At 57.9% G+C, this 20189-nt stretch carries 17 protein-coding genes; 2 read left to right on the forward strand and 15 right to left on the reverse strand.

The window, feature by feature from the left end; translation table 11 throughout:
- Positions 1-12: 12 nt before the first annotated feature.
- From SKTS_RS07485 to SKTS_RS07550, 14 genes are all read right to left on the reverse strand, one after another.
- Positions 13-1278: a glycosyltransferase gene (locus tag SKTS_RS07485; RefSeq protein ID WP_173062598.1), complete on the reverse strand. Its 1266-nt coding sequence runs from the start codon at positions 1276-1278 to the stop codon at positions 13-15.
- Positions 1271-2491 (reverse strand): TIGR04063 family PEP-CTERM/XrtA system glycosyltransferase, encoded by a 1221-nt coding sequence (locus tag SKTS_RS07490; protein ID WP_173062601.1) that lies wholly within the window; start codon positions 2489-2491, stop codon positions 1271-1273. Before SKTS_RS07490 ends, SKTS_RS07485 begins: the two co-directional genes overlap by 8 nt.
- Positions 2491-4410 (reverse strand): XrtA/PEP-CTERM system amidotransferase, encoded by a 1920-nt coding sequence (locus tag SKTS_RS07495; protein ID WP_173062604.1) that lies wholly within the window; start codon positions 4408-4410, stop codon positions 2491-2493. Before SKTS_RS07495 ends, SKTS_RS07490 begins: the two co-directional genes overlap by 1 nt.
- Positions 4411-4441: 31 nt before the next feature.
- Positions 4442-5593, reverse strand: coding sequence for a TIGR03088 family PEP-CTERM/XrtA system glycosyltransferase (locus SKTS_RS07500; RefSeq protein ID WP_173062606.1), 1152 nt, complete (start codon positions 5591-5593; stop codon positions 4442-4444).
- Positions 5594-5607: 14 nt separating this feature from the next.
- Positions 5608-7206, reverse strand: a complete 1599-nt coding sequence (gene xrtA / locus SKTS_RS07505; protein WP_244617470.1) for an exosortase A — start codon at positions 7204-7206, stop codon at positions 5608-5610.
- Positions 7203-8462 (reverse strand): TIGR03087 family PEP-CTERM/XrtA system glycosyltransferase, encoded by a 1260-nt coding sequence (locus SKTS_RS07510; protein WP_173062608.1) that lies wholly within the window; start codon positions 8460-8462, stop codon positions 7203-7205. Before SKTS_RS07510 ends, xrtA begins: the two co-directional genes overlap by 4 nt.
- A 4-nt stretch (positions 8463-8466) precedes the next feature.
- Positions 8467-9507, reverse strand: a complete 1041-nt coding sequence (locus SKTS_RS07515) for a FemAB family XrtA/PEP-CTERM system-associated protein (RefSeq protein WP_173062611.1) — start codon at positions 9505-9507, stop codon at positions 8467-8469.
- Between the two features lie 5 nt (positions 9508-9512).
- A complete protein-coding gene (locus SKTS_RS07520) occupies positions 9513-10379 on the reverse strand; it encodes an XrtA system polysaccharide deacetylase (RefSeq protein WP_244617471.1) in 867 nt (288 codons plus the stop codon).
- Between the two features lie 5 nt (positions 10380-10384).
- The gene (wecB, locus tag SKTS_RS07525) at positions 10385-11545 is read right to left on the reverse strand and encodes a non-hydrolyzing UDP-N-acetylglucosamine 2-epimerase (RefSeq protein ID WP_173062614.1); all 1161 of its coding nucleotides are present in this window, start codon (positions 11543-11545) and stop codon (positions 10385-10387) included.
- A gap of 6 nt (positions 11546-11551) precedes the next feature.
- The gene (locus SKTS_RS07530) at positions 11552-12553 is read right to left on the reverse strand and encodes an XrtA/PEP-CTERM system-associated ATPase (protein WP_173062617.1); all 1002 of its coding nucleotides are present in this window, start codon (positions 12551-12553) and stop codon (positions 11552-11554) included.
- A gap of 15 nt (positions 12554-12568) precedes the next feature.
- Positions 12569-14080 (reverse strand): TIGR03016 family PEP-CTERM system-associated outer membrane protein, encoded by a 1512-nt coding sequence (locus SKTS_RS07535; protein WP_173062620.1) that lies wholly within the window; start codon positions 14078-14080, stop codon positions 12569-12571.
- A 9-nt stretch (positions 14081-14089) separates the two neighbouring features.
- Entirely contained in the window at positions 14090-15037 is a 948-nt protein-coding gene (locus SKTS_RS07540; RefSeq protein WP_173062623.1) for an XrtA-associated tyrosine autokinase, read from the reverse strand.
- A gap of 121 nt (positions 15038-15158) precedes the next feature.
- Positions 15159-16697: an XrtA system polysaccharide chain length determinant gene (locus SKTS_RS07545; protein ID WP_173062626.1), complete on the reverse strand. Its 1539-nt coding sequence runs from the start codon at positions 16695-16697 to the stop codon at positions 15159-15161.
- Between the two features lie 221 nt (positions 16698-16918).
- Positions 16919-17575, reverse strand: a complete 657-nt coding sequence (locus SKTS_RS07550) for an XrtA/PEP-CTERM system exopolysaccharide export protein (protein WP_173062629.1) — start codon at positions 17573-17575, stop codon at positions 16919-16921.
- Positions 17576-17857: 282 nt separating this feature from the next.
- On the opposite strand from SKTS_RS07550, the gene SKTS_RS07555 reads away from it, so the two are divergent.
- A complete protein-coding gene (locus SKTS_RS07555; RefSeq protein ID WP_173062632.1) occupies positions 17858-18670 on the forward strand; it encodes a GAF domain-containing protein in 813 nt (270 codons plus the stop codon).
- A gap of 72 nt (positions 18671-18742) precedes the next feature.
- Here the strand turns inward: SKTS_RS07555 and panD are convergent, their stop codons facing one another.
- Positions 18743-19123 (reverse strand): aspartate 1-decarboxylase, encoded by a 381-nt coding sequence (panD, locus tag SKTS_RS07560; protein ID WP_173062635.1) that lies wholly within the window; start codon positions 19121-19123, stop codon positions 18743-18745.
- A gap of 105 nt (positions 19124-19228) precedes the next feature.
- Between panD and SKTS_RS07565 the strand changes: the two genes are divergently transcribed.
- Positions 19229-20044, forward strand: a complete 816-nt coding sequence (locus SKTS_RS07565; RefSeq protein WP_173062638.1) for a polysaccharide deacetylase family protein — start codon at positions 19229-19231, stop codon at positions 20042-20044.
- The last annotated feature ends 145 nt before the right edge of the window (positions 20045-20189 follow it).

Raw genomic sequence — 20189 nt, forward strand, 5'->3', positions numbered from 1 at the left:
GGGTGTAAAGGTTTAGCGACACGTTTCCGATTCCTTGTGTTGTGGGCGCAGCGGCATGGCTGGCCGTTCGGTACTGTGGTGTCGAGCGATCTCGCGAAATGCTTCAACCAGTTGGGCAATTCGGGAATCCCATGCGTTTTCTTCGGCGTAAGCAATGATTTTGCTGCGCTCCCATTTCCGCTCAAGCGCGGCCGAGAGGGCCTGTTTCAGCGCTGCCTGGTCGCCAAAGGGAACGATGGCCCCCAGTTCCGGTTTGCACACGACTTCTGCGTTGCCGCCCACGTCGGTGGTAATGACAGGCAGGCCACAGGCCATGGCTTCGAGAAAAACGTTTGCCCACCCTTCATTTCGGGTAGCAAGCACGAACACGTCCGCTGCGGAAAGAAGGTTCTTCAGCGCTTCCGACTCCATCGGGCCGGTAAAAGTGACGCGTTTTTCCAGGCCGGACTCGGCTACCTGGGCTCGCAACTGGGCACCCATGTCGCCTTCCGGGCTGGGGCCGCCCACGATCAGGTAATGCAGCTCCGGATGGTTCTCAAGCAGGGCAGGGAGGCAGGCGATGACGCGATGGAAGCCCTTTCTTTCGACCAGTCCGCCGACCGATATGAGGACCGGCGCATCGGGCGGCAGGCCGAGTTCGATGCGAGCGGCTATCTTGTCGACGGCATGAAATTTCGTGGTGTCCACGCCATTCCCCACCACTTGCGTTCTGGCTTCGGGAATGCCGAGCGCAAGGGCCAGCTGGCGCAACGAATCGGATACTGAGAACACCCGCGCCGCGGACTGCATGGCCAAAGTCATGCGTTTCCTGAATGCCGGCTGTTTGGCCAGGCGCGACTCGGTGCCGCGAAGCGTAACGGTGAAGGGAAGCGCCAGCCATCTGCCGAGCAAGCTCGCGGCGTAACCGTCGGGGTAGGCGAAGTGGCTGTCGATGATCTCGCACCGCTGCTCGCGCTGGAGTTTGCGCATCAAGGCGAACGTGCTCAGCGCGAGAAACAGCCCGTCCAGCGATTTGAATATGCCCGGTATGGAGAAAAACCGCGGGTGCAGCACCTCGATGCCATCCTGTATCTCCCGATAGGACGGCGCCGGGCGAAAATGCGGCCGAAAAAGGCGAATCAAACCCTGAAACGGAAACCACGGAACCGGCGCGACCACCATGAGCGGCAACACCCTGGCCACCCGGAACATGCGTTCGCGAATGAAGACCCCGGCGCCCGGCTGGGCGGCGTTGGGGAACAGGGTGGTGAAGACCACGATGCGGGGGCTTTCAGGCATTTTCTGCGCCTGATCCGGTGAGGCGGCGGTAGATGGTCGCATAGCGGGATACGGATTTTGGCCAGTTGCGTTCGGCCTCCACGAAATGCCGTGCCGCCTTGCGCAAGTCGGGCCACCTTTCTTCTTCGGCGAACAGGTGCAACACCGCGTCAGCCAGAGCCTGGGGGTCTTCCGCCTTGAACAGCACGCCGGTTTTGCCGTCCTGGATGAGTTCCTTGTGTCCGCCCACATCGGAAGCGACGAGCAGCCTGCCCTGGGCCATGGCTTCCAGCGGCTTCAAGGGCGTCACCAGTTCCGTCAGGCGCATGGAATGGCGTGGGTAAGCCAGAATGTCGACCAGGTCGTAATAGCGCTGCACCTGGTCGTGCGGCACGCGGCCGGTGAAGATCACTTTGTCCTGGATGCCGAGTTCGGCCGCGAGCTGCTTGAGGCTGTCATCCTGCGGGCCGCCGCCGACCAGCAACAGGCGTGCGTCGGGCGCGCCCTCGAGGATGGCGGGAAAGGCCTGCAACAGCAGGTCCAGGCCCTCGTAGGCGTAGAACGAGCCGATGAAGCCGATGATGCGGTGGCCTGTCAGCCCGAGCTGCTGTCTGAGGCTCGCATCGCCTGTGCCGCCGACGGAAAATTTTTCGATGTCCACCGCATTCGGGATGACGGTGACTTTCTGCTCCGGGATGCCGCGCGCCACGATGTCGCGGCGCAAGCCTTCGCAGATCGTGGTGACCGCGTCCGCGCCCTTGAACGCGCTGGTTTCCAGTGCCCGGGTCAGCCGGTAGCGCAGCCCCCATTCCTTGCTGGTGCCGTGGTCTACCGCCGCGTCTTCCCAGAATGCCCGAACTTCGTAGACGACCGGGATGCCATGCTTACGCCCGACGCGCAATGCGGCAATGGCGTTCAATGCAGGCGAATGGGCATGCAGAATATCGGGGCGAATGAGCGGCACGATCTCGTCCAGCCGTTTGGCCAGGGTATTGATGATGCTGAGCTGGTTGAACAGGGGTAGGGCGGAGAGCTTTCCCTTCGCGGGCGGGGTGCGATAGAAATGCAGGCCGTCCACATCCTCTTCGAGCACCGTGCATTTTTCCTGTTTGGCGCTGGTGATGTGGTGCGTGTCCCAGCCCAGGGCGCGCTGTTCGCGCAGGATCGCCAGCGTGCGGAAGGTGTAGCCGCTGTGGAGCGGGATGGAATGGTCGAGGACATGCAGTATTTTCATCAGGCAGCTATTCCTTGTGACGGAGATTGCCCCATGACCTTGCGCAGAAACGCCTCGAACATCAGGATCGTCCACAGCGACGCGCTGTAGTCGCGCAAGCCCGATTGATGCTGATCGACCATCTCGCGCAGGAAAGCCATGTCGAATATGCCGGTGGAAGCCAGCGTCTCGCCTAAAACGGCATCCCGCACCCGTTGCCTGAGCGGCCCGCGAAACCAGCTTGCGAGGGGCACGGAGAAGCCCATCTTGGGGCGGTAAAGAATATCGTCGGGCAGGTGGGGTTCCAGCGCTTTCTTGAAAATGTACTTGCCCTCCTGGCTGTGCAGCTTGTAGGAGGAGGGCAGGCCCGACATCCATTCCACCAGTTTGTGGTCCAGGATGGGCACCCGCACTTCCAGCGCGTGGGCCATGCTGGCGCGGTCCACCTTGGTGAGGATGTCGCCGGCCAGGTAAGTCTTGATGTCTAGATACTGCACGCGGGACAGTGGGTCGTCGGTAGGGGCGCGGTCCGCGTGGCGGCGCATGACGTCGACGGCTCGGTGCCCTTGCAAGCGCAGTTTGAAGGGGTTGCTGAAGAGCTTGTCGCGCAGTTTGTCGCCCATGACCGACACGCTGTGGAAGTAACCCTCTACCGGGTCGCGTGCCAGCGCTTCGAAGGTGGATTTTGCGCGGACTACCTTCGGCGCCCAGTCGGCCTTGGGATACACCGTGCCGAGCAGGCCGAACAGTGGCTTGCGGATTCCCAGCGGCAGCATGGAGCGCATGCGCTCTTCGTACAGGTGGTAGCGGTAGCGCCGGTAGCCGGCGAGGTTCTCGTCTCCGCCGTCGCCCGAAAGGGCCACCGTCACGCGCTTTTTCGCCAGTTCGCACACCCGGTAGGTGGGGATGGCGGAGCTGTCGGCGAACGGTTCATCGTAGAGTTCCGCCAGTTTGTCGATCAGGTCGTAGTCGTCGGACTCCACCTGCTCCACATAGTGGCGGGTATGGTAGCGATCCGCCACTTTCTGTGCGAAGGCCGCTTCGTTGAATGCCGGGTCGCCGAACGAAATGGAGCAGGTGTTCACCGGCTCGTTCATCAACCCCGCCATCATGGCGACGATGGCGCTCGAGTCCACGCCGCCGGAGAGAAAGGCGCCGAGCGGCACTTCGGCCACCAGCCGGATACGCACCGCTTCGCGCAGGCGGGCGATGAGCTCTTCCTCTGCTTCCTGCATGGAGATGGGGCCGAGGGGCGTGAAGGGCACGTCCCAGTATTCCCTGGGCGGCGGCACGGCCTGTCCGCGCTTGAGCGTGAGGGTGTGGGCGGGTGGGAGTTTGCTCGCGCCGTTGAAAATGGTGCGCGGCTCCGGCACGTAACCGTAGGCGAAGTACTCTTCCACGGCGCAATCGTCGATCTCGCGCGGGAAGTCGGGGTAGGCCAGCAAGGCTTTGAGTTCCGAGCCGAACACGAAGGTGCCGTCCGGCAGTGTGCCGTAATAGAGCGGTTTGATGCCCAGGCGGTCGCGGGCGAGAAACAGGGTTTCCTTGTTCCGGTCCCACAGGGCAAAGGCGAACATGCCGCGGAAACGTTCCACGCAGGCCTCGCCCCATTCTTCCCAGGCGTGGACGATGACTTCGGTGTCGCAGTGGGTGCGGAAGGTATGGCCGAGCTGCTGCAGTTCCGGCATCAGGTCGACGTAGTTGTAGATTTCGCCGTTGAACACGACCACCACGCTGCCGTCTTCGTTGAACAGGGGCTGGTGCCCGCTGGACAGGTCGATGATGGACAGGCGCCGGTGTCCCAGGCCGACGCCGGGTTCGGTATGCAGTCCGCCCTCATCCGGCCCGCGATGGAACTGTGTCTGGTTCATGCGCGCCAGCACTTGCTGGTCGATTTCGCGCTGCCCCTTTAGATCAAAAATACCGACGATGCCGCACATGTCCTAACCTTTTTTAATGATTTTTGCATTTTCAGCGTTGGGCCGAGCGGAACACGCTGTCGTAGACGGAGAGATAATCCCGGGCCATCGCCTGCATGCTGAACTGTGTTTCAATCCTTGCCCTGCTTGCCTGCCCTTGCGATTCGACCATGTTTTCGTTACCAAAAAATTTCAACAAAGTTTGCACCAGAACTTCAGTGTCAGATACCGGTACCAGCGCGCCGGTCCGGGCGTCTTCCACCAGCTCAGGATTTCCTCCAACCTGCGTGGCCACGATCGGTAATCCGCAAGCCATCGCTTCCAGAATGGTGTTCGAGATGCCTTCTCCCAACGAGGGCAGCACGAACAGGTCCATGTTGCGCATCAGTTCCGCCACGTCCGAGCGTTCGCCGGGCAGCCAGGCAAGTTGCTCTGCGCCGGCTTCGCGGAGGAGGTTCAAGCAGGTGTCGCGCGAGACGCCTTCGCCAATGATCACCAGGCGCGCCCGCTGGCGCGCGGAGGGTTCGATTTCCAGCAAGCGGATGAAGGCGCGCACCAGGTTGGGGTAATCCTTGACTTCCGCCATCCGGCCTACGCTGCCGATGACGAAGGCGGTCTCGTCTGCGAATCCGGCAGGACCGATATTTCGCGCGCCTTCCCGGGGATGGAAACGGGTGCTGTCGACGCCGTTGTAAATCTGGCTCACCCGCTGCGGCGGGACGCCGACCGTGTCTATCAGCCATTGCTCCAGATCCCTGCTCACGGCGATATAGTGCCCCACCACGGGGCGCGCCATTTTGCGCAGCAAATTGTATTTGCGATTCTTGCCGTGCAGATCGAACACATCGCGGCCATGCTCTCCATGAATCCTGGCGCGAACGCCGGCTGCCATGGCGACGAACTGGCCCTCGATCGCGGACAGGTTGCGGGTGTGCACGATGTCCGGAGCAAGCGCCCGCAACAGGCGCCATAAGCGGAAATACCACGAAATATCCCGCCCGGCGGGTTTGGCCAAGGCATAAAAATCCACATCGTCGCGCCGGATGCGCGCACGGAAATCAGTGTAATCGTCCAGGCAGATCACGACATGGCGGAAACGTTCTTTCGGCATATGGTTGATCAGGTTGATCATGCCGTTTTCCATGCCACCGACGCGGAAGTGGTGGACGATATGGGCGATCAGCGGGATTTCATGTTTTGTCATGATTGCGCTTCACCTTATGAGCCCGCTGCCGCTTGTTGCTGCGATACCTTGACAATGCTTTCCCGGATGGCCGGAAGCATGTCCTGAATGAATGCCCGCAGCGCCGCTGCCGCCGGTTCCGGCGTGTCTTCATAGGGCGCAGCGATAATGATCGCCGCGCCATCGTCCTGCTGCCCAAGCATCCGTTCCTTGGCCAGGAGCAGCTTGGCCAGGTAGGGATTGACGGTATAAGTGTCGCCCAGGCTGTTCCAGTTCCAGACAAGCAAGCGCTGGGCTGGCGCGCGCAGCAGGGTCTGCTGGATGGTTTCATTCTTGCCATGCAGGGAAATGGCGCGCTGTGCTTCGCCAACATTGCTCCATACTGGATGCGTTTGCATGATCATGTAGTTCTGCGAGGTGATCAGTTCGGCGCCCTTGCGTTGCGTCCGGTAATAGCCAACATACACGCTGACGACCATGCCGTTCTTGCGGTAGGTTTGCATGACGTACGCGTCCGGCCCTATGTAATGTGGCTGCCAGTCGGACAGCGGCTTGCTTTGCTTGACCCACCCGTTGGCCGAGTCCGGTAATTCGATCGATAGTCCCGTTGTCTTGACCGGGCGGCTGTCCAGATAAGTGGAATAGGCGGGCCACAAGGCGGCTACGGCAATGAATGCAATGCTTGCCACGAAAAAAGCGCGGCTCGGTATCTGCGTGTCGAACTTGCCTGGCGACGATATGGATTCGTTATGTCGGTGATCTTTCTGATCCTCTCGCCAGAAGGCACCGACCCAGAAAAGCAGCATCATCACGATGCCAAAAAACACCCAGCCGTAAATGAGATGATCGACGCCCAAAGCCAGTTTCATGTTACTCAAATGGGCGATCATCACGATCATGTAGGCGCGCATCCCGTTTGCGATCAGCGGGACGACTAGCGACAGGGCGGCAAATACCAGCCTTCGGCTCGTGCTGCGGTAGGTCAGGTAGGCATAAAGGCTGCCCAGGGTGAACGAGGCGATGAGATAGCGCAGCCCGCTGCAAGCTTCCACGACGGACCACTGCCCGCTGGGAATCGTGAAAAACGTCCCCTCACGGTAAACCGGAATGCCGGTTAATCGCAGCGCAGCCACGACAAAATCGGCGGTGAAATTCATCATGTGCGGGACCAGGAATTCACCGGCCGGGACGGCAAAAAACAGGAAGCCGAGCGGAAACGCGATGGCGCGTGCGACCGGCGCGCCGAGAAGCGTCCATACCGCCACCGGGATCATGGCTACCAGGCAGTATTGGGCGATCACCAGCACGCTGCCCGCATCGGAAAAAAGCCAGCCGAACCCTAATCCGGCCAGGACCGCCAAGCCGCGGAAATCCGGGCGAGGCGTAATGGAGGCGAGCGTGCTGCGTTGCGTCCATACGAGATAGAGGCTGATGGGGAATATCAGAAAACCGTGCGCGAATGTTTCCGAGCGTTGCCAGATGGCAATGGTAGACAGCGCGGTTTGCTGATAAATGGCCAGTATCGCAGCAATGGTGGCAAACGTCAGGATCGCTGCCATTCCCCACGACATGACAGGCGTGGCGCTTTGGGCGGGAGCGGAGGCCGTTATTACCGGGGAATTGTTTTCCTTCATGGATGTATTTCCCTGCGGGTAATCGTGCCGCTTACCTGCTGCGCAACACTGGATTCAGGTGTGTCTGCGAGTAGGGTATCCACCTGCGCCAGACAGCTGTCCCAGTTGTAATTGGCCAGAATTCGCGCCCGCGCAGCATTCCCCATCTGTCCGCATGCCTTGTCTGTCAGCAGTGTCAGGACTTGCTGAGCGAATTCCCCGGCGCTGGCAGCAACATGCAACTCGTTGCCCTGAGTGGCCTGAATGCCCTCTGCCGCCTGGGGCGATGCAACCACGGTTTTTGCCATGGCCATGGCTTCCAGTACTTTGTTCTGCAATCCTCGCGCAATACGCAATGGCGCCACCGCGATCCGGGCGTGGGCAAGGTATGGTCTGACATCCGCAACCGTGCCGGTCACCGTGATGCCGGGTAAACGCGCCAAATCGCAAACGACCGGTGTCGGGCGGGAACCTACGATGAAAAAACGGGTTTGGGGAAGCGCTGCATGTATGGCGGGAAAAATCTCCTGGGCAAACCAGCTCACCGCGTCCACATTCGGCCAGTAGTCCATGGCGCCGGTGAACACCAGGGCTTGATCGTTCTCCTGGTAAGGATTGGGATATTCGCGTTCGGGTGAAAAATAGTCGGTGTCCACGCCATTGCTGAAGTAGCCTGTTTTCGCGGCGCTTTCAGGGGCAAATCGCTTGAACAGTTCCGCTTCCTCCGGGGAAACGAACAAGGATGCGTCGAATTCCTTTGCCACTTCTCGCTCGTAGCGCAGCAGCAGCTTCGCTTCCCGCCGGAATAGCCACGACAGCGGCCAGTGCTTGGTTCCGGCATATTGCTGCCATTTGTCGGAGTCGACGTCGACGAAATCGATCACGCGTCGCATGTCGTCGGCTTGCCGCACGTACTGGGCCATGGCCGATGAAAAAACCAGAATGCGCTTGACCGGATGGCTGGCGAGAATCTCGTTTACCCAATGCTGCAGGCCGGCATTGCGGTAATAAGGCAGGGTTAGTGCCTGATCTGTCAGCAGGCCGGACAAACTGCGCAAACGTGAGGAGGGTGGATCGAGCCGGGCGAAGTGGCTTTCCGCGCAGAACGATTTGACTGTGTCCACATGCTGCCAGTCGGCTTCGTCATCGACAAAAGTACCCAGGTGCACACGGTAGTGCTGGCTCAGATGCCTGAGCAAATGGAATGAACGGATCTTGTCGCCCTTGTTGGGCGGATAGGGCACGCGGTGCGTCAGAAACAGCAGTTCTTCAGCCATTGTCCTACCCCAGGTTCTTCACGATGTGCGGGCCGATAAAATTGGCCAGCGGCAGCGGCAGCTTTTGCCAGGCCTGGATGAAAAGCCGGTACTTGGGGTTGAGGGGGTTGTGATCCGGGACCGTTTTGGCCCGGTGCAACTGGTATTCGTAACACAGGGGCTGCGGCTCGAAGCCCCAGTTCTTCTTGAAGTCGAACGGCCCGGTGCCGCGTTTGCTGCGGCCATAATCGAAGATCTTGATGCCGCGTTCGCATGCGCGCCGCATCAGTTCCCAATACTTGAAATCGTTGGCCGCGAAATCGCGTGCTTCCAGGGTGTCGCCGGCGTAATAGGGCAGCACTTCGTCGCGGAAATAAAAGCTCAGCACGCTGCTCAAAACCCGCCCGTCCTTGACCACCGACAGCACTTCGCAGTCGCTGCCGAAGATTTCCTTGAGCAGCGCGAAGTAGCGCTTCGGCAGCGCGGGCGTGCCATGGCGGTGGACATTGTCCGCGAACACGGAAAAAAACCGCTCCACGCCGTCGTCGATCTCGCTCGTGAGCCCCGCCTTGATGCCTTTTCTGACCATCGCCCGCTGCTTGCGCGGGATGGCGAGCATGTTCTGCTCCACATCCGGATCGATCTCCTTGCGGAAGGTCACGTAGAGGTCCTTGCCGGGCCAGTCCGGATGCATGGGCTTGAGGCTCCGGTATTCCAGGTGGTCGACCTGTCGCTCTCTTGCGATCTCCTGTGCGGCCCGGTCCAGCGCCTCTGCAGCGGATTCCGAATGCGCGGCGATGCCGCCGTAGACGCAGAATGGCAGGGAGATCAGGGAGTGGCCGAAAAGCCTGCTGTTGATCTCGGCGAGGGGCAGGACGCCCTGAATCCGTCCTTCCGATTCGGCGTAGAGGAACCAGGTTTTGTGCCCGAACGCGCGTTCGATTACTTGCTGCCATCCGGCGCGGTGGAAGAAGGTGGCCTCCGGGCTGTTGAGGACGAATTCGTCCCATCTAGCCGCATCCGAGGGCTGCATCTGGCGGACGGTCAGAGTCGGAGACAGATTCATGGGCGTTACTCCAGGAAAATCCTGTCCATGCGGCCCCAGTGGAAGTCGCGGGTCAAAGCCTTGATGCGTCCTTCCATGCGATGCAGATTCAAGTAGTGGCGGAAACGCGTTTTCATGCTGATGCCGCCTTGGCGCGGCTGTCCGGGGTCCAGTTCCCAAGGGTGAAAATAAAATATCCCCGGCTTCATGTCTTCCTTGTTTACGCGCTGCAGAAACCAGCGCGATACCGAGTAGGGCCAGAAGCGGAAATAGCCGCCGCCGCCGGCGGGCAGGTTTCGCTGCAGGATGCGCACGGTGGTGACGGGCAATTCCAGCAGTCCGTTCTCGCCTCTCGGGTAATGGGCGAAGCGCGGTGCGTCCGGCATCCCATAATGGTCGTGCTGGATGGGGTAAATGCTGGAACTGTAGCGGTAGCCGGCCTCAAGCAGCAGGTCCAGGGCCCAGAGGTTATCGCTGCCTATGGAAAAGCTCGGTGCGCGATAGCCCTGTACTTTCTGGCCGCCGATGTCTTCGAGCAGGGATTTGCTGCGCGTGATGTCGTCGAGAAACTCATCGGCCTTCTGATCGCTAGCCCTGAGGTGCGAATAGCCGTGGCTGGCGAGTTCGTGGCCGTTTTCGACCACGCGTCGCACCATGGCAGGGTAGCGCTCGGCGATCCAGCCCAGCGTGAAGAAGGTTCCCTTGACGCCCGCCTCATCCAGCAGGGCAAGGATGCGGTCGATGTTGTTTTCCACCCGGCATGAAAGTGACGGCCAGCTATCCCTCGGAATGTGGGGTGCGAAAGCCGAAACCTGGAAATAGTCTTCCACGTCGATGGTCATCGCGTTGCGTATCGGTACCGGGGGCACCTGTTCCTTGGCAGCGGTCTGCATGAGGGTCAGCTCCTTAAGCCACTTTCCAGCCAGCCATGAATTGCCGCCGCAATGCGTGTCGAGGCCTGTCCGTCCCAGAATTCGGGCACTCTGCCCGCTTTGCCGCCGCTGAGCATGATTTCGTCGAAGGCCGACAGTATGCTGGCCGGATCCTGGCCAGCGATGGTGTTGGTCCCTTCGTCCACCGTGATCGGCCGCTCGGTGTTGTTCCTGAGCGTAATGCACGGTACGCCGAGAGCCGTGGTTTCTTCCTGGATTCCCCCCGAATCGGTAAGCACCACCCGTGCATCTTTCATCAGGCCCAGCATTTCCAGATAGCCCATGGGGGGCAGCTGCACCAGCTCGGGGACGTCCAGCATTTCGCCCAGGCCGAATTTTTCGATCATGGCGCGGGTGCGCGGGTGCATCGGGAAAATGACGGGCAGCCTGGAGCTTATTTTGAGCACGGTCTCGAGCAGGGTACGCAGGGTGGCGGGGTCGTCGACATTGGAAGGTCGGTGCATAGTGAGGACGGCGTATCCCTTGTTGTTGGACAGGAAGCCATCCTTGCAGGCATCTTTCAGTATTTGAGTCACAGGGACGGCTCTGTCCAGGTTGCGGCGCAAGGTGTCGATCATGACGTTGCCGACAAAGCGGATGCGGGAATCGTCGATGCCCTCGCGCAGCAGGTTTTCGCGCCCACTGCGCTCGGTGGTGAACAGCAGGTCGGAGATCTGGTCAGTCAGAATCCGGTTGATCTCCTCCGGCATGGCGCGGTCGAAGCTGCGCAGGCCGGCTTCGACATGAATCACAGGAATCCCTTTTTTCGTTGCTACCAGCGCGCACGCCAGTGTGGAATTCACATCGCCGACTACGAGCACAGCGGAAGGCCTCTTATCGTCCAGCGCCGGCTCGAAGCGGCGCATGACATCAGCCGTTTGCACGGCATGGCTGCCGGAACCCACTTCGAGATTGATGTCGGGCTGAGGGATGCCGAGCGCTTCGAAATATTGGTGGTTCATTGCCACGTCATAGTGCTGGCCGGTGTGAACCAGGCTTACAGCCATGTCGGGTCCGAGTTCGCCCAATGCAGCCATGATCGGGGCCATTTTCATGAAATTAGGGCGCGCGCCGACGACGCAGAGGATGCTGTGCTGAGTTCGGGGCGCTGGCGTAGGGTTATTCATTGCTTTTCATTTCGGAAGGTTTCTGACGCTGGCCAGAGAGAGAATCTGCTTGACCAGATCCAGCACGGAGATGACCGATTTCTCCATTTTGGAAAGCCTTTTGTCCATGCTGTCCAGGTCGGACGGCGTTTCTGTCTTGAATCCGAACTCAGGCGTGCTTGGCGTGCCCGGGGATTCTGCTTCAGAGGCGGGAAGATTGAATTCCTGCTGGATGTCGCCGATAACGTCGCTCACTTCCGAATTCCCGAAACCGTGAATTTCTTCAAGGTAACCCATCAGGAAAAGCCGGTCGCAAAGTGTATTGATTTTCCGCGGAATGCCCCCGGAGTAATCGTAAATCGCGCCAAAGGCTTCCGTGCTGATGGAGGGGTCGCCCTGCCAGCCAACCGTATGCAGACGGTGCTCGATGTAGGAGCGTGTTTCCGTGGCATCCATGGGGCCGAGGTGGTAAGTGGCGATCACCCTTTGCCGCAGCTGCTGCATGTCGGCGCTGAGCAGCGTTCTTCTGAACTCGGGCTGGCCGAGCAGAAAGGTTTGCAGCAAGGATTTGTCTTCAGTCTGGAAGTTGGACAGCATCCTCAACTCTTCCACAGTGCGGGGCGAAAGGTTCTGCGCTTCGTCTACCACCAGCAGCGCGCGCTTCCCCTGCCGGTCGCAGGCGCGCAGGAATTGTTCCAGCCCGGTCAGCAAGGCTGCCTTGCTGCTGTCCTGGTAGGGGAGCCCGAAGGCTGCGGCCACCATTCTCAGGGTGTCGTCGGAATCGAGATTGGTGTTGACGATTTGCGCGGCAACGATGTTTTCCGATTCCATCTCGCGGAAAAGATTGCGCACCAGGGTGGTCTTGCCCGCGCCGACTTCGCCGGTGATGACGATGAAGCCCTCTCCCTGCGACAGGCCGTATTCCAGGTAGGCCATGGCGCGTTTATGCCCTTTGCTGCCGAAGTAGAATTTTGGATCAGGCTTCAGTTGAAACGGTTTGGCTTTGAGTCCGTAGTATTGCTCGTACACTTTAATTAGCCCCCGTTAGAAAATCATGTGTACGGAAGCCGTGATGGCATTTTCGCGATAATCGCTGCCGCTTTGGCTGGAGTCGCGCTGTAGCCGCCGCAATTCAACCGCGCCGCTTAGCTTGGGCTGGAACTGTCTGGTCAGGCCAAGCCGGAGGTTCTTGTCGTTGTCTGTCCTGCCCAGGACGGGGTAAGTGTTTCTGGCATACCCGGCGTTCAGGTAAGTGCTGGTGCGCGGGCCAAGACGCAAGTTCCAGATGGCGTTGCCGCCCACTTGTTTTGTTTTGTCGCTTAGCGCCAGGTTGGAAGTGCCAAGCAGGGCGCTGTCGGCCGCTTGTGTGGTCTGCGCTTCGCGCGACACGCTGAAAAGGGAGAAAATGAGGTTGTTTCTTACGCCCTGCAGCGCAACCGATGCACGTAGGCTTTTTTGCAGAAAGAGGCGGTTGGTAAAGAAATTTACTGCGTCCGACTGGACTACGGGAAGTCCTGTGGCTGGGTCACGAAATGGCTGATTGGTTGTTGGGTCGATCAATAACTGGGCAGGGACCAGAAACTGGAACTGGGTGGACGTTATGTCCTCCTTATAAGCCAGGGTCCACGCGGTCAGTCGGGTGTGATGGCGGGCCGCAAGCGAATAGGTGTTGCCGAAGAATCGTTTACCGGCACTGGCGTCGATACTGGTCAATGAAGTGGGGGCCCAGGAAAATCCACCGGACCAGAAAGAACCTTCGGGCTTCGCTCCAATGGAGATATAGTCGTTTTTTTCGTAGCCTCCGGTGGCTGTCAGGCCGAATCGCGGCGTTAACATGTAGCGAAGATTGCCGGAAAAGGTTTCATTGTTCAGGTCTTTAACGAGGGTGTTGGTGGTGCTGCCGTAAGAGATTTTTTGCTTGCTATAGTTCAAACCCCAACCTAATGTTTTAAAGGATGCGCCACTGTTTAACTGTAAATTGATGCGATCCGTTTGGCTGTTTGACAGCGCGCCGATATCGGTGCTGGCTCCGGAATGGGTATAGCGCAGTTCGGATGAGGCGACGGTACTGAAGCGATGGCGCAGATAGGGGCTGAGACTATAGGTTCTTACTTCGGCGCGGTTCCCGGTGACATTGGTGTTGTCAGTCGTCTGCTGGCCCGACAGGGTAGTGTTTTGCTGGCTGATTGCTGCCTGCCCATCCATGAAAAACAGGTCTTCGATCAACTCCGTATTGGCATTGGCGCTCAGCATATGATTGATGGCGTTTCGGCGGCTATCTTCCAGGTAGAAAAGATTTTGCATTGCATAACGAGCTTTGACCTTCAGGCGAGGGCCGGTTCCAGTCAGCGATATGCCCGGAGTAATCTGGGTTACCAAGTCACTTTGCTCATTTCCCCTTGGCGCCAATGTAATATTGTCAGAATAGGTTTCTTTTAAATCCAGGCTGGGTGTGATCGTCCATTCGGCTGCGCTGGAATGGGACGGTAATAACAACATCGCCGCTGCAGCAGAACAAACGGCCGGAAACAGGGCTCTGTGACTGTGTTTTCTCATTTGGACACTTTAGCTGTAGTAGCCATAATATTCCCCGCCGGGGAATGTACTGGCTTTGTTGTAGATCAGATTGACGACATCGCACGATTCGATCTGCCTGAGCGCCTCCTTGACCGTCTGTTGCGGGGTTTTTTCTGCGGCTACCACCAGAACGATCTGCCCCATCTGGCTGGCAAGTACACGTGCCTCGCTGGTCAGCAGCAATGGCGGCGAATCGAAAATCACAATGCGGTCGCTGTAGCGATGAGCGATTTCCTTCAACAATTCGCTCATGCTCTGGCTCGCCAGCAATTCGGTTGCATGCTTGCTCTTTTTTCCGGCCGTAAGGATGGACAGTTTGTCGACGTTGGTTTTGATCATCACGTCAGCGAGTTCAAGTTTGTCGTCGAGCAGGACGTCCAGAAGGCCGCGCTCTGCTTGCAAGCCAAGGTAGTTGGGTAATGAAGGTCGCGCAACATCGGCGTCTATCAGCAAAACGGTGTGATCCATTTCCATGGCGATACTCATCGCCAGGTTGATGGAGCAGAAGGTTTTTCCTTCCCCCGCGAGAGCGCTGGTGACCATGATCAGATTGCCGTTCTGGATATGCCCGGCGCTTTGCTGGAAAGCGTTTTTGATCAAAGGCCGCTTGATCAGGCGAAACTCTTCCGCTATTTGCGTTTTTTCCGCATCGGGGGTGATGATTCCAGATTGGCGCAATTTGGCAAGATTGATCGTGCACTGTTTTGGCGACGAGGCCGTATCCGCTGAATGTGCGCGGTCGCCCCTGCTTTTTTGCGTGTCCGGACCGCCGACGGATTCATGGCCATGATCAGCTGGAATCTTCGCCGCTGATGTCCTCGCAGAAGCCTCGTCTTCTTTCGCGATCCTGGCTGCTGCCTTTTCAATAATGTTTACGCTCGTTGAGGTTTTATCCTCTTTCACGATTTTGCCGGCTGCTCTTTCAATGATGCTCACATTGCCTCCCGGTGGACTCGGTTTCCTTGGTGGTTAGCTTGCCACTTTGGATGGGATATTGCTGAAAATTTCCCTGTTCCAGGGTATCCCCTGAGTTCAAAATGTTTGAAAACCATGTCATCTAAAGCGATGGAAAACTCGAGGCAACTTTGGCCAGCAATGCGCCATACATTCCCAACAAAGCAAGCAAAGAGAGACCGAAAGCGTAGAGGCGCCTTTTGCGCTTGATCTTTTCTTGATCGGTCCAGATCATGGCGACCGAACCCAATATCGGCCGCCCGGTTATTTCCCTGAGACTGCTTGGACTATGGAAGGTGGGGCGTATCTGGCTCATCATGAATGCAACGCCGATCCCCGCCAGTAAGGCACCCACGAATACCAGGGAGAACAGTTTGAGTCGGTCCGGACCAGCGGGTATTTGGGGGACCGTCGGCGGATCTATGATCTTGAATGACATCAGTTCTGTATTGGCACTCATTTCGCCAGACATTTTTGCGCTTTCGCGGCGTTCGAGCAGTTTTTCATAATTGGACTTGTTCACGTCATAGTCGCGATTGAGCCGGGTCAGTTCCGCTTCCACTTCAGGCACCGCATTGCTTAGCGATTTCAAGTGTTCGTAGCGGGAACTGTATTCCGCGACGCGGGCCTTCATGGAGGCTACTCTGGCTTCGGCTTCCGTGAGCGCAATATTGAGTTGCTGGAGCATGGGGCTGTAATTCTTCCCTGGGTCGGCGCTGTGTTTACGCAGCTTGGCTTCTTCTTTTTTGCGCTGTTCGAGTTGTGCAATCAGGCGTTTCGTGGAGACGATGTCGGGATGCTGCTCGGTAAAGTTCATGCGCAGGGCATCCAGATTCTTGTTCAGGGTCTGGATGCGGGCCTCAATTTCCGGGTCGCCTCCCGATGACTGACCGGTGTCCGCGCTGGAAGCAGGATCGTCATCGGATACTTGATTTTTGATGGCGTCGCGCGCCTGTTCGGCTTCCCGCAGCTCAAGTTTTGCCTGGTTAACGCTGTCCGCAGCTGCCGAGAGTTTCGTTACATAATCGCTTCCCTGGCCGGGCATCAGGCCAACATTCTTCTGCTTGAAATTCTTGAGTGCGGTTTCTGCAGTTGACAGCTTCTCTTCATAAGACTTGATTTGTTCATCGATAAAACGAAGTGCCGAAGCCGAATCCTGCTTGTTGTCCCCGAGGCTCCCCTCGACAAAGATGGTCAATAAGGACTGAACAACGTCTTTTGCCAGTTTGGGTTTGTCGTTGCTATAGGAAATCGTGAACAGGTTGTCCCGCCCGGTTGAACCTATTTTGATCTGGGACATCAGTTCATTGGCCAACTCATCATGGTCTTTCACCGTCTTGGCCTTGATGTCCAGATCCACCATTCGCATGACTCTTTCCACGTTCGGGCGGCTGATCAGGGTGCGGCTCATGATCGAGACTTGCTGTTCCACGTTGGCGGGCGCGGTCATTCCTGACATCAGTGGCTTCAGAATGCTCTGGGTGTCCACGTAAATTCTTGCAGATGCCTGATAATCATCAGGAAGTTTGTAAACTATAATCCATCCTGTAATGGCGACGACCCAGGCGGAAGTTATCGCGAACCAGCGATATTTCCAAACCCCCTTCACATAAATAAGCAACTGGGTGATCAGTTCCTCCATTTTGTTAGGCGCTCCTTAGAAATGCTGCCATCGGTGTTATTTGCCAAATACCATTATCGCGTAATGGTATTTGTGCTGGTTTTCGGACTTTTTCATTGTGGTGGACTGCTGTCATGTCCAGCCTTCCCAATTATTAAATTGCTCACGATGACTTCTCCCCCGCTTTGCTCCGTCCCATAAGGAGACGAGAGCCGGAGCGGGCGAGGAATCGGCAAGGAAAATCAGAAAAAACTTTCAGGTATGATCAAAATGTCACCCGGTCGCATGGGTACGTTGGCGGACATGTCGCCATCCTTGATCAGGTCATCCAACCGGACGCCGAGCTGTTGTTGTTTTCCGCCCACGTTGCGAACGATACTGGCCTTGTTGCCGGCCGCGAAGTCCGTGGTGCCTCCCACTGCAATCAAAACATCCATCAGCGTCATTTCATCGCGGTACGGGAGGGCCTGAGGTTTTGCAGCTTGGCCGATGACCCGGATTTGTTCGCTATATGGGCCGACAAAACCGGTAACGATGACCGTTACGATCGGCTCCTGGATGTATTTGGCCAGCGCCTTCTCGATGTCGCGCGCCAGATGGGTCGCGGTTTTACCGCTGGCAGGCAGGTCCTCTACCAGCGGGGTGGTGATTTTTCCATCCGGCCTGACTGGAACCGTCATGGAAACTTCGGGATTACGCCAGACGATGATATTCACGCTATCGCCAGGTCCGATCAGGTAGTCATGCGTGGGCGGTTGCCCTTCCGCCGAAGAAAGCGGCGGGTAGGCGTTGCTGGCGCAACCGCCAAGAGTCAGAAGGGAAAGTGCGAAAGCAAAGCAAGCCAGCCATCTCGCGGTGTTGGTGTTTTGCGGAGTGTTCACTTGGATTACCTCTTGCATAGTTGGAAGGGGGCTGCCAGCGTTCGGACATGACATATAATTCGATCCGATCATAACAAAATTTAGATAGCTGGCATAAGTTAAACCTTTATATCACTACTGACGGGATTAATAAAGCAGCCATATCCGCTGTGTTTATGCGGGTTTTACTGTATTTAGTATTGTGGCGGTCAAATTTCTGGCGGTTTTTTTCTGCTACTTAATTTATTCCGGATTTTCTCTCTTTGTCTTTAATTTTCCCGCCTATAATTGGATTAACAGGGCATCTCCGGGAGAACGGTTATGGGCGACATGGAAAATCCGCTGATCAAGCTGCAAGACTTGGCCTGTTTCCTGGAAAAGGGCAGCTTTGATGACAACATGCAGCAGCTTGCGGAGATGGCGGCAAAAATCCTCAATGCCGAAAACTGCTCGCTCATGCTGCTCAACGAAGGTGAGATGGATAACCTGCGCATGCGCGTTTGCGCCAGCTACGGCCCGCTGCCTGCCGCTGCCTATAAGGAATCCATCGGCAAGGGCGAAGGCATTGCGGGACGGGTGGTGGCGACCGGCAAAGGGCTGCTGATCGACGATATCCACCAGTCTGAATTCGCCCAATGGGCCCGGCGCGTCAACGACCCGCGCAAAAGCCTGATTTCATCGCCGATCACCATTAACGGCCGCATCATCGGAGTCGTCAACGTCAGCGGACACTTGCAGGGGCGCGACTTCAACATGGAAGACCTGAACCTGCTCGATGTGGTCGCGCTGTTTATCGGCAAGGCCATTCAGGTCGTGCAGCTGCAGAATATTCTTAATTCACGTTTCGCCCAGCTGGCCCTGGTACAGGTGGCGGAAAAGGATCTGGAGAGCACGCTGACGAGCGTCGTGGAAAACCCGGACCAGGTGGCCAAGATCCTGGCGAAATCGTTTTACAAGGAAATGACCCGCGCCGGTTTCGGCTCCAGCCAGATTATCAATGCCGCCACGGAAATCATCGGGCAGTTGAGCGGCAGCCTGACCCGCCACAGCAAACGGCTGAAGCGGGAAATACCCGAGCCTGAAGAAATTGCACCCCCGGAAAAAGCTGTGAAGAGAAAAACCACCAACGCATGACCGAGGCGGTTTTGCAGCAAATAAAAAGGGCAGCCTGTTTCCAGGCTGCCCTTCATGATTTTCGGCTATTTTTCAGGCCGCCTGCACGGGAATTTCCTTGCGCTTGTCCACAATGCGGTTATGCGCGTCCACGTAGACCAGGTCGGGCTGGAATTTCTGCAGTTCCAGTTCGTTGTATGTGGCGAAGGTGGCGATGATGATCAGGTCGCCGGGATCGGCCTTGTGGGCGGCGGCGCCGTTGATCGAAATCACCCCGGAATCGCGCTGGGCGCGAATCGCGTACGTGGTGAAGCGCTCGCCGTTGGTGATGTTGTAAATATCGATCTGCTGGTATTCGCGGATATCCGCGGCTTCCAGCAAGGTCTCGTCGATCGCGCAGGAACCCTCGTAATGGAGCTCGGAATGGGTGACCGTGACGCGATGAAGTTTCGATTTGAGCATGGTTCGTTGCATGAAGCTCCCCCTCAAAACAGGGACAAAAGGGCGTGTATTATATGCTGCTGGTAGCGGCAATACAAATTGCCCGAAATTGACTTTAGTAGCGGAAATACGGACGTCATGACAACACTCCCACAACCCCGTCGCTGGGAAGCCTCTCCTCTCATGAAGGGATCTTTTGCTCTGCACGCCTTTGCGGCTGCGGGAGCGATCCTGCAGCCCGAACTCTGGCCCTGGGCGTTTGCTGCCATCGCGGCCAACCAGGGCGTGTTGACAGCCGCCGGCATGTGGCCGCGCAGTTCTCTGCTGGGGCCGAACTGGACTCGTCTGTCGGAGATGGCTGCATCGCGGGGCGAAATTGCGATTACCATCGACGACGGACCCGACCCCGAAATAACGCCGCGCGTTCTGGATATTCTCGACGCACATGGTGCGCAGGCGAGCTTCTTCTGCATCGGCGCACGCGCAGAGCGTTACCCCGAGCTGTGCCGGGAAATCGTGGCGCGCGGGCATGCCGTGGAAAATCACAGCCAGAATCACTTACACCATTTTTCGCTGCTCGGTCCACGGGGGATAGAGCGCGAGCTGCAGGCAGCCCAGGACTCGCTGGCTGGTATTACCGGACATTGGCCGCGTTTTTTCCGACCTACCGCCGGATTGCGCAGTCCGCTGCTGGAGCCGGTACTTTCGCGTCTTGGCTTGCATCTGGCCAGTTGGACGCGTCGCGGTTTTGACACCCGGGACCCGGATCCGGATTCCGTGGCGGCCAAGCTTTTGCACGGCCTTGGAGGAGGCGACATCCTCCTGCTGCATGATGGCAATGCCGCGCGCTCGGCCGCGGGTGAACCGGTGATCCTCAAGGTGCTGCCAATCCTGCTGCAGACGGCACAAACGGCGGGACTGCGTTGCGTAACCTTGCGTTCAACCCTGCCGTGATCCCGTCTCTAGCTAGCGCTTTGGTCCCTGCCGCTTTCAGTCTCCCAAGTCAGGACGATTAGGATAATATTCGGGTAGGGAACATCATGCTCAAAGGCGAGCAGACGATAAAAAGGACAGGGGATTGGGCAAGCTGCCGACGACT

The sequence above is a fragment of the Sulfurimicrobium lacus genome (assembly GCF_011764585.1).
GTDB classification, from domain to species: Bacteria; Pseudomonadota; Gammaproteobacteria; order Burkholderiales; family Sulfuricellaceae; genus Sulfurimicrobium; species Sulfurimicrobium lacus.

Coding starts and splice junctions, on each gene's coding strand:
- SKTS_RS07485 (WP_173062598.1), bottom strand. CDS start 1,278: ATGCCTGAAAGCCCCCGCATCGTGGTCTTCACCACCCTGTTCCCCAAC.
- SKTS_RS07490 (WP_173062601.1), bottom strand. CDS start 2,491: ATGAAAATACTGCATGTCCTCGACCATTCCATCCCGCTCCACAGCGGC.
- SKTS_RS07495 (WP_173062604.1), bottom strand. CDS start 4,410: ATGTGCGGCATCGTCGGTATTTTTGATCTAAAGGGGCAGCGCGAAATC.
- SKTS_RS07500 (WP_173062606.1), bottom strand. CDS start 5,593: ATGACAAAACATGAAATCCCGCTGATCGCCCATATCGTCCACCACTTC.
- xrtA (WP_244617470.1), bottom strand. CDS start 7,206: ATGAAGGAAAACAATTCCCCGGTAATAACGGCCTCCGCTCCCGCCCAA.
- SKTS_RS07510 (WP_173062608.1), bottom strand. CDS start 8,462: ATGGCTGAAGAACTGCTGTTTCTGACGCACCGCGTGCCCTATCCGCCC.
- SKTS_RS07515 (WP_173062611.1), bottom strand. CDS start 9,507: ATGAATCTGTCTCCGACTCTGACCGTCCGCCAGATGCAGCCCTCGGAT.
- SKTS_RS07520 (WP_244617471.1), bottom strand. CDS start 10,379: ATGCAGACCGCTGCCAAGGAACAGGTGCCCCCGGTACCGATACGCAAC.
- wecB (WP_173062614.1), bottom strand. CDS start 11,545: ATGAATAACCCTACGCCAGCGCCCCGAACTCAGCACAGCATCCTCTGC.
- SKTS_RS07535 (WP_173062620.1), bottom strand. CDS start 14,080: ATGAGAAAACACAGTCACAGAGCCCTGTTTCCGGCCGTTTGTTCTGCT.
- SKTS_RS07545 (WP_173062626.1), bottom strand. CDS start 16,697: ATGGAGGAACTGATCACCCAGTTGCTTATTTATGTGAAGGGGGTTTGG.
- SKTS_RS07550 (WP_173062629.1), bottom strand. CDS start 17,575: ATGCAAGAGGTAATCCAAGTGAACACTCCGCAAAACACCAACACCGCG.
- SKTS_RS07555 (WP_173062632.1), top strand. CDS start 17,858: ATGGGCGACATGGAAAATCCGCTGATCAAGCTGCAAGACTTGGCCTGT.
- panD (WP_173062635.1), bottom strand. CDS start 19,123: ATGCAACGAACCATGCTCAAATCGAAACTTCATCGCGTCACGGTCACC.
- SKTS_RS07565 (WP_173062638.1), top strand. CDS start 19,229: ATGACAACACTCCCACAACCCCGTCGCTGGGAAGCCTCTCCTCTCATG.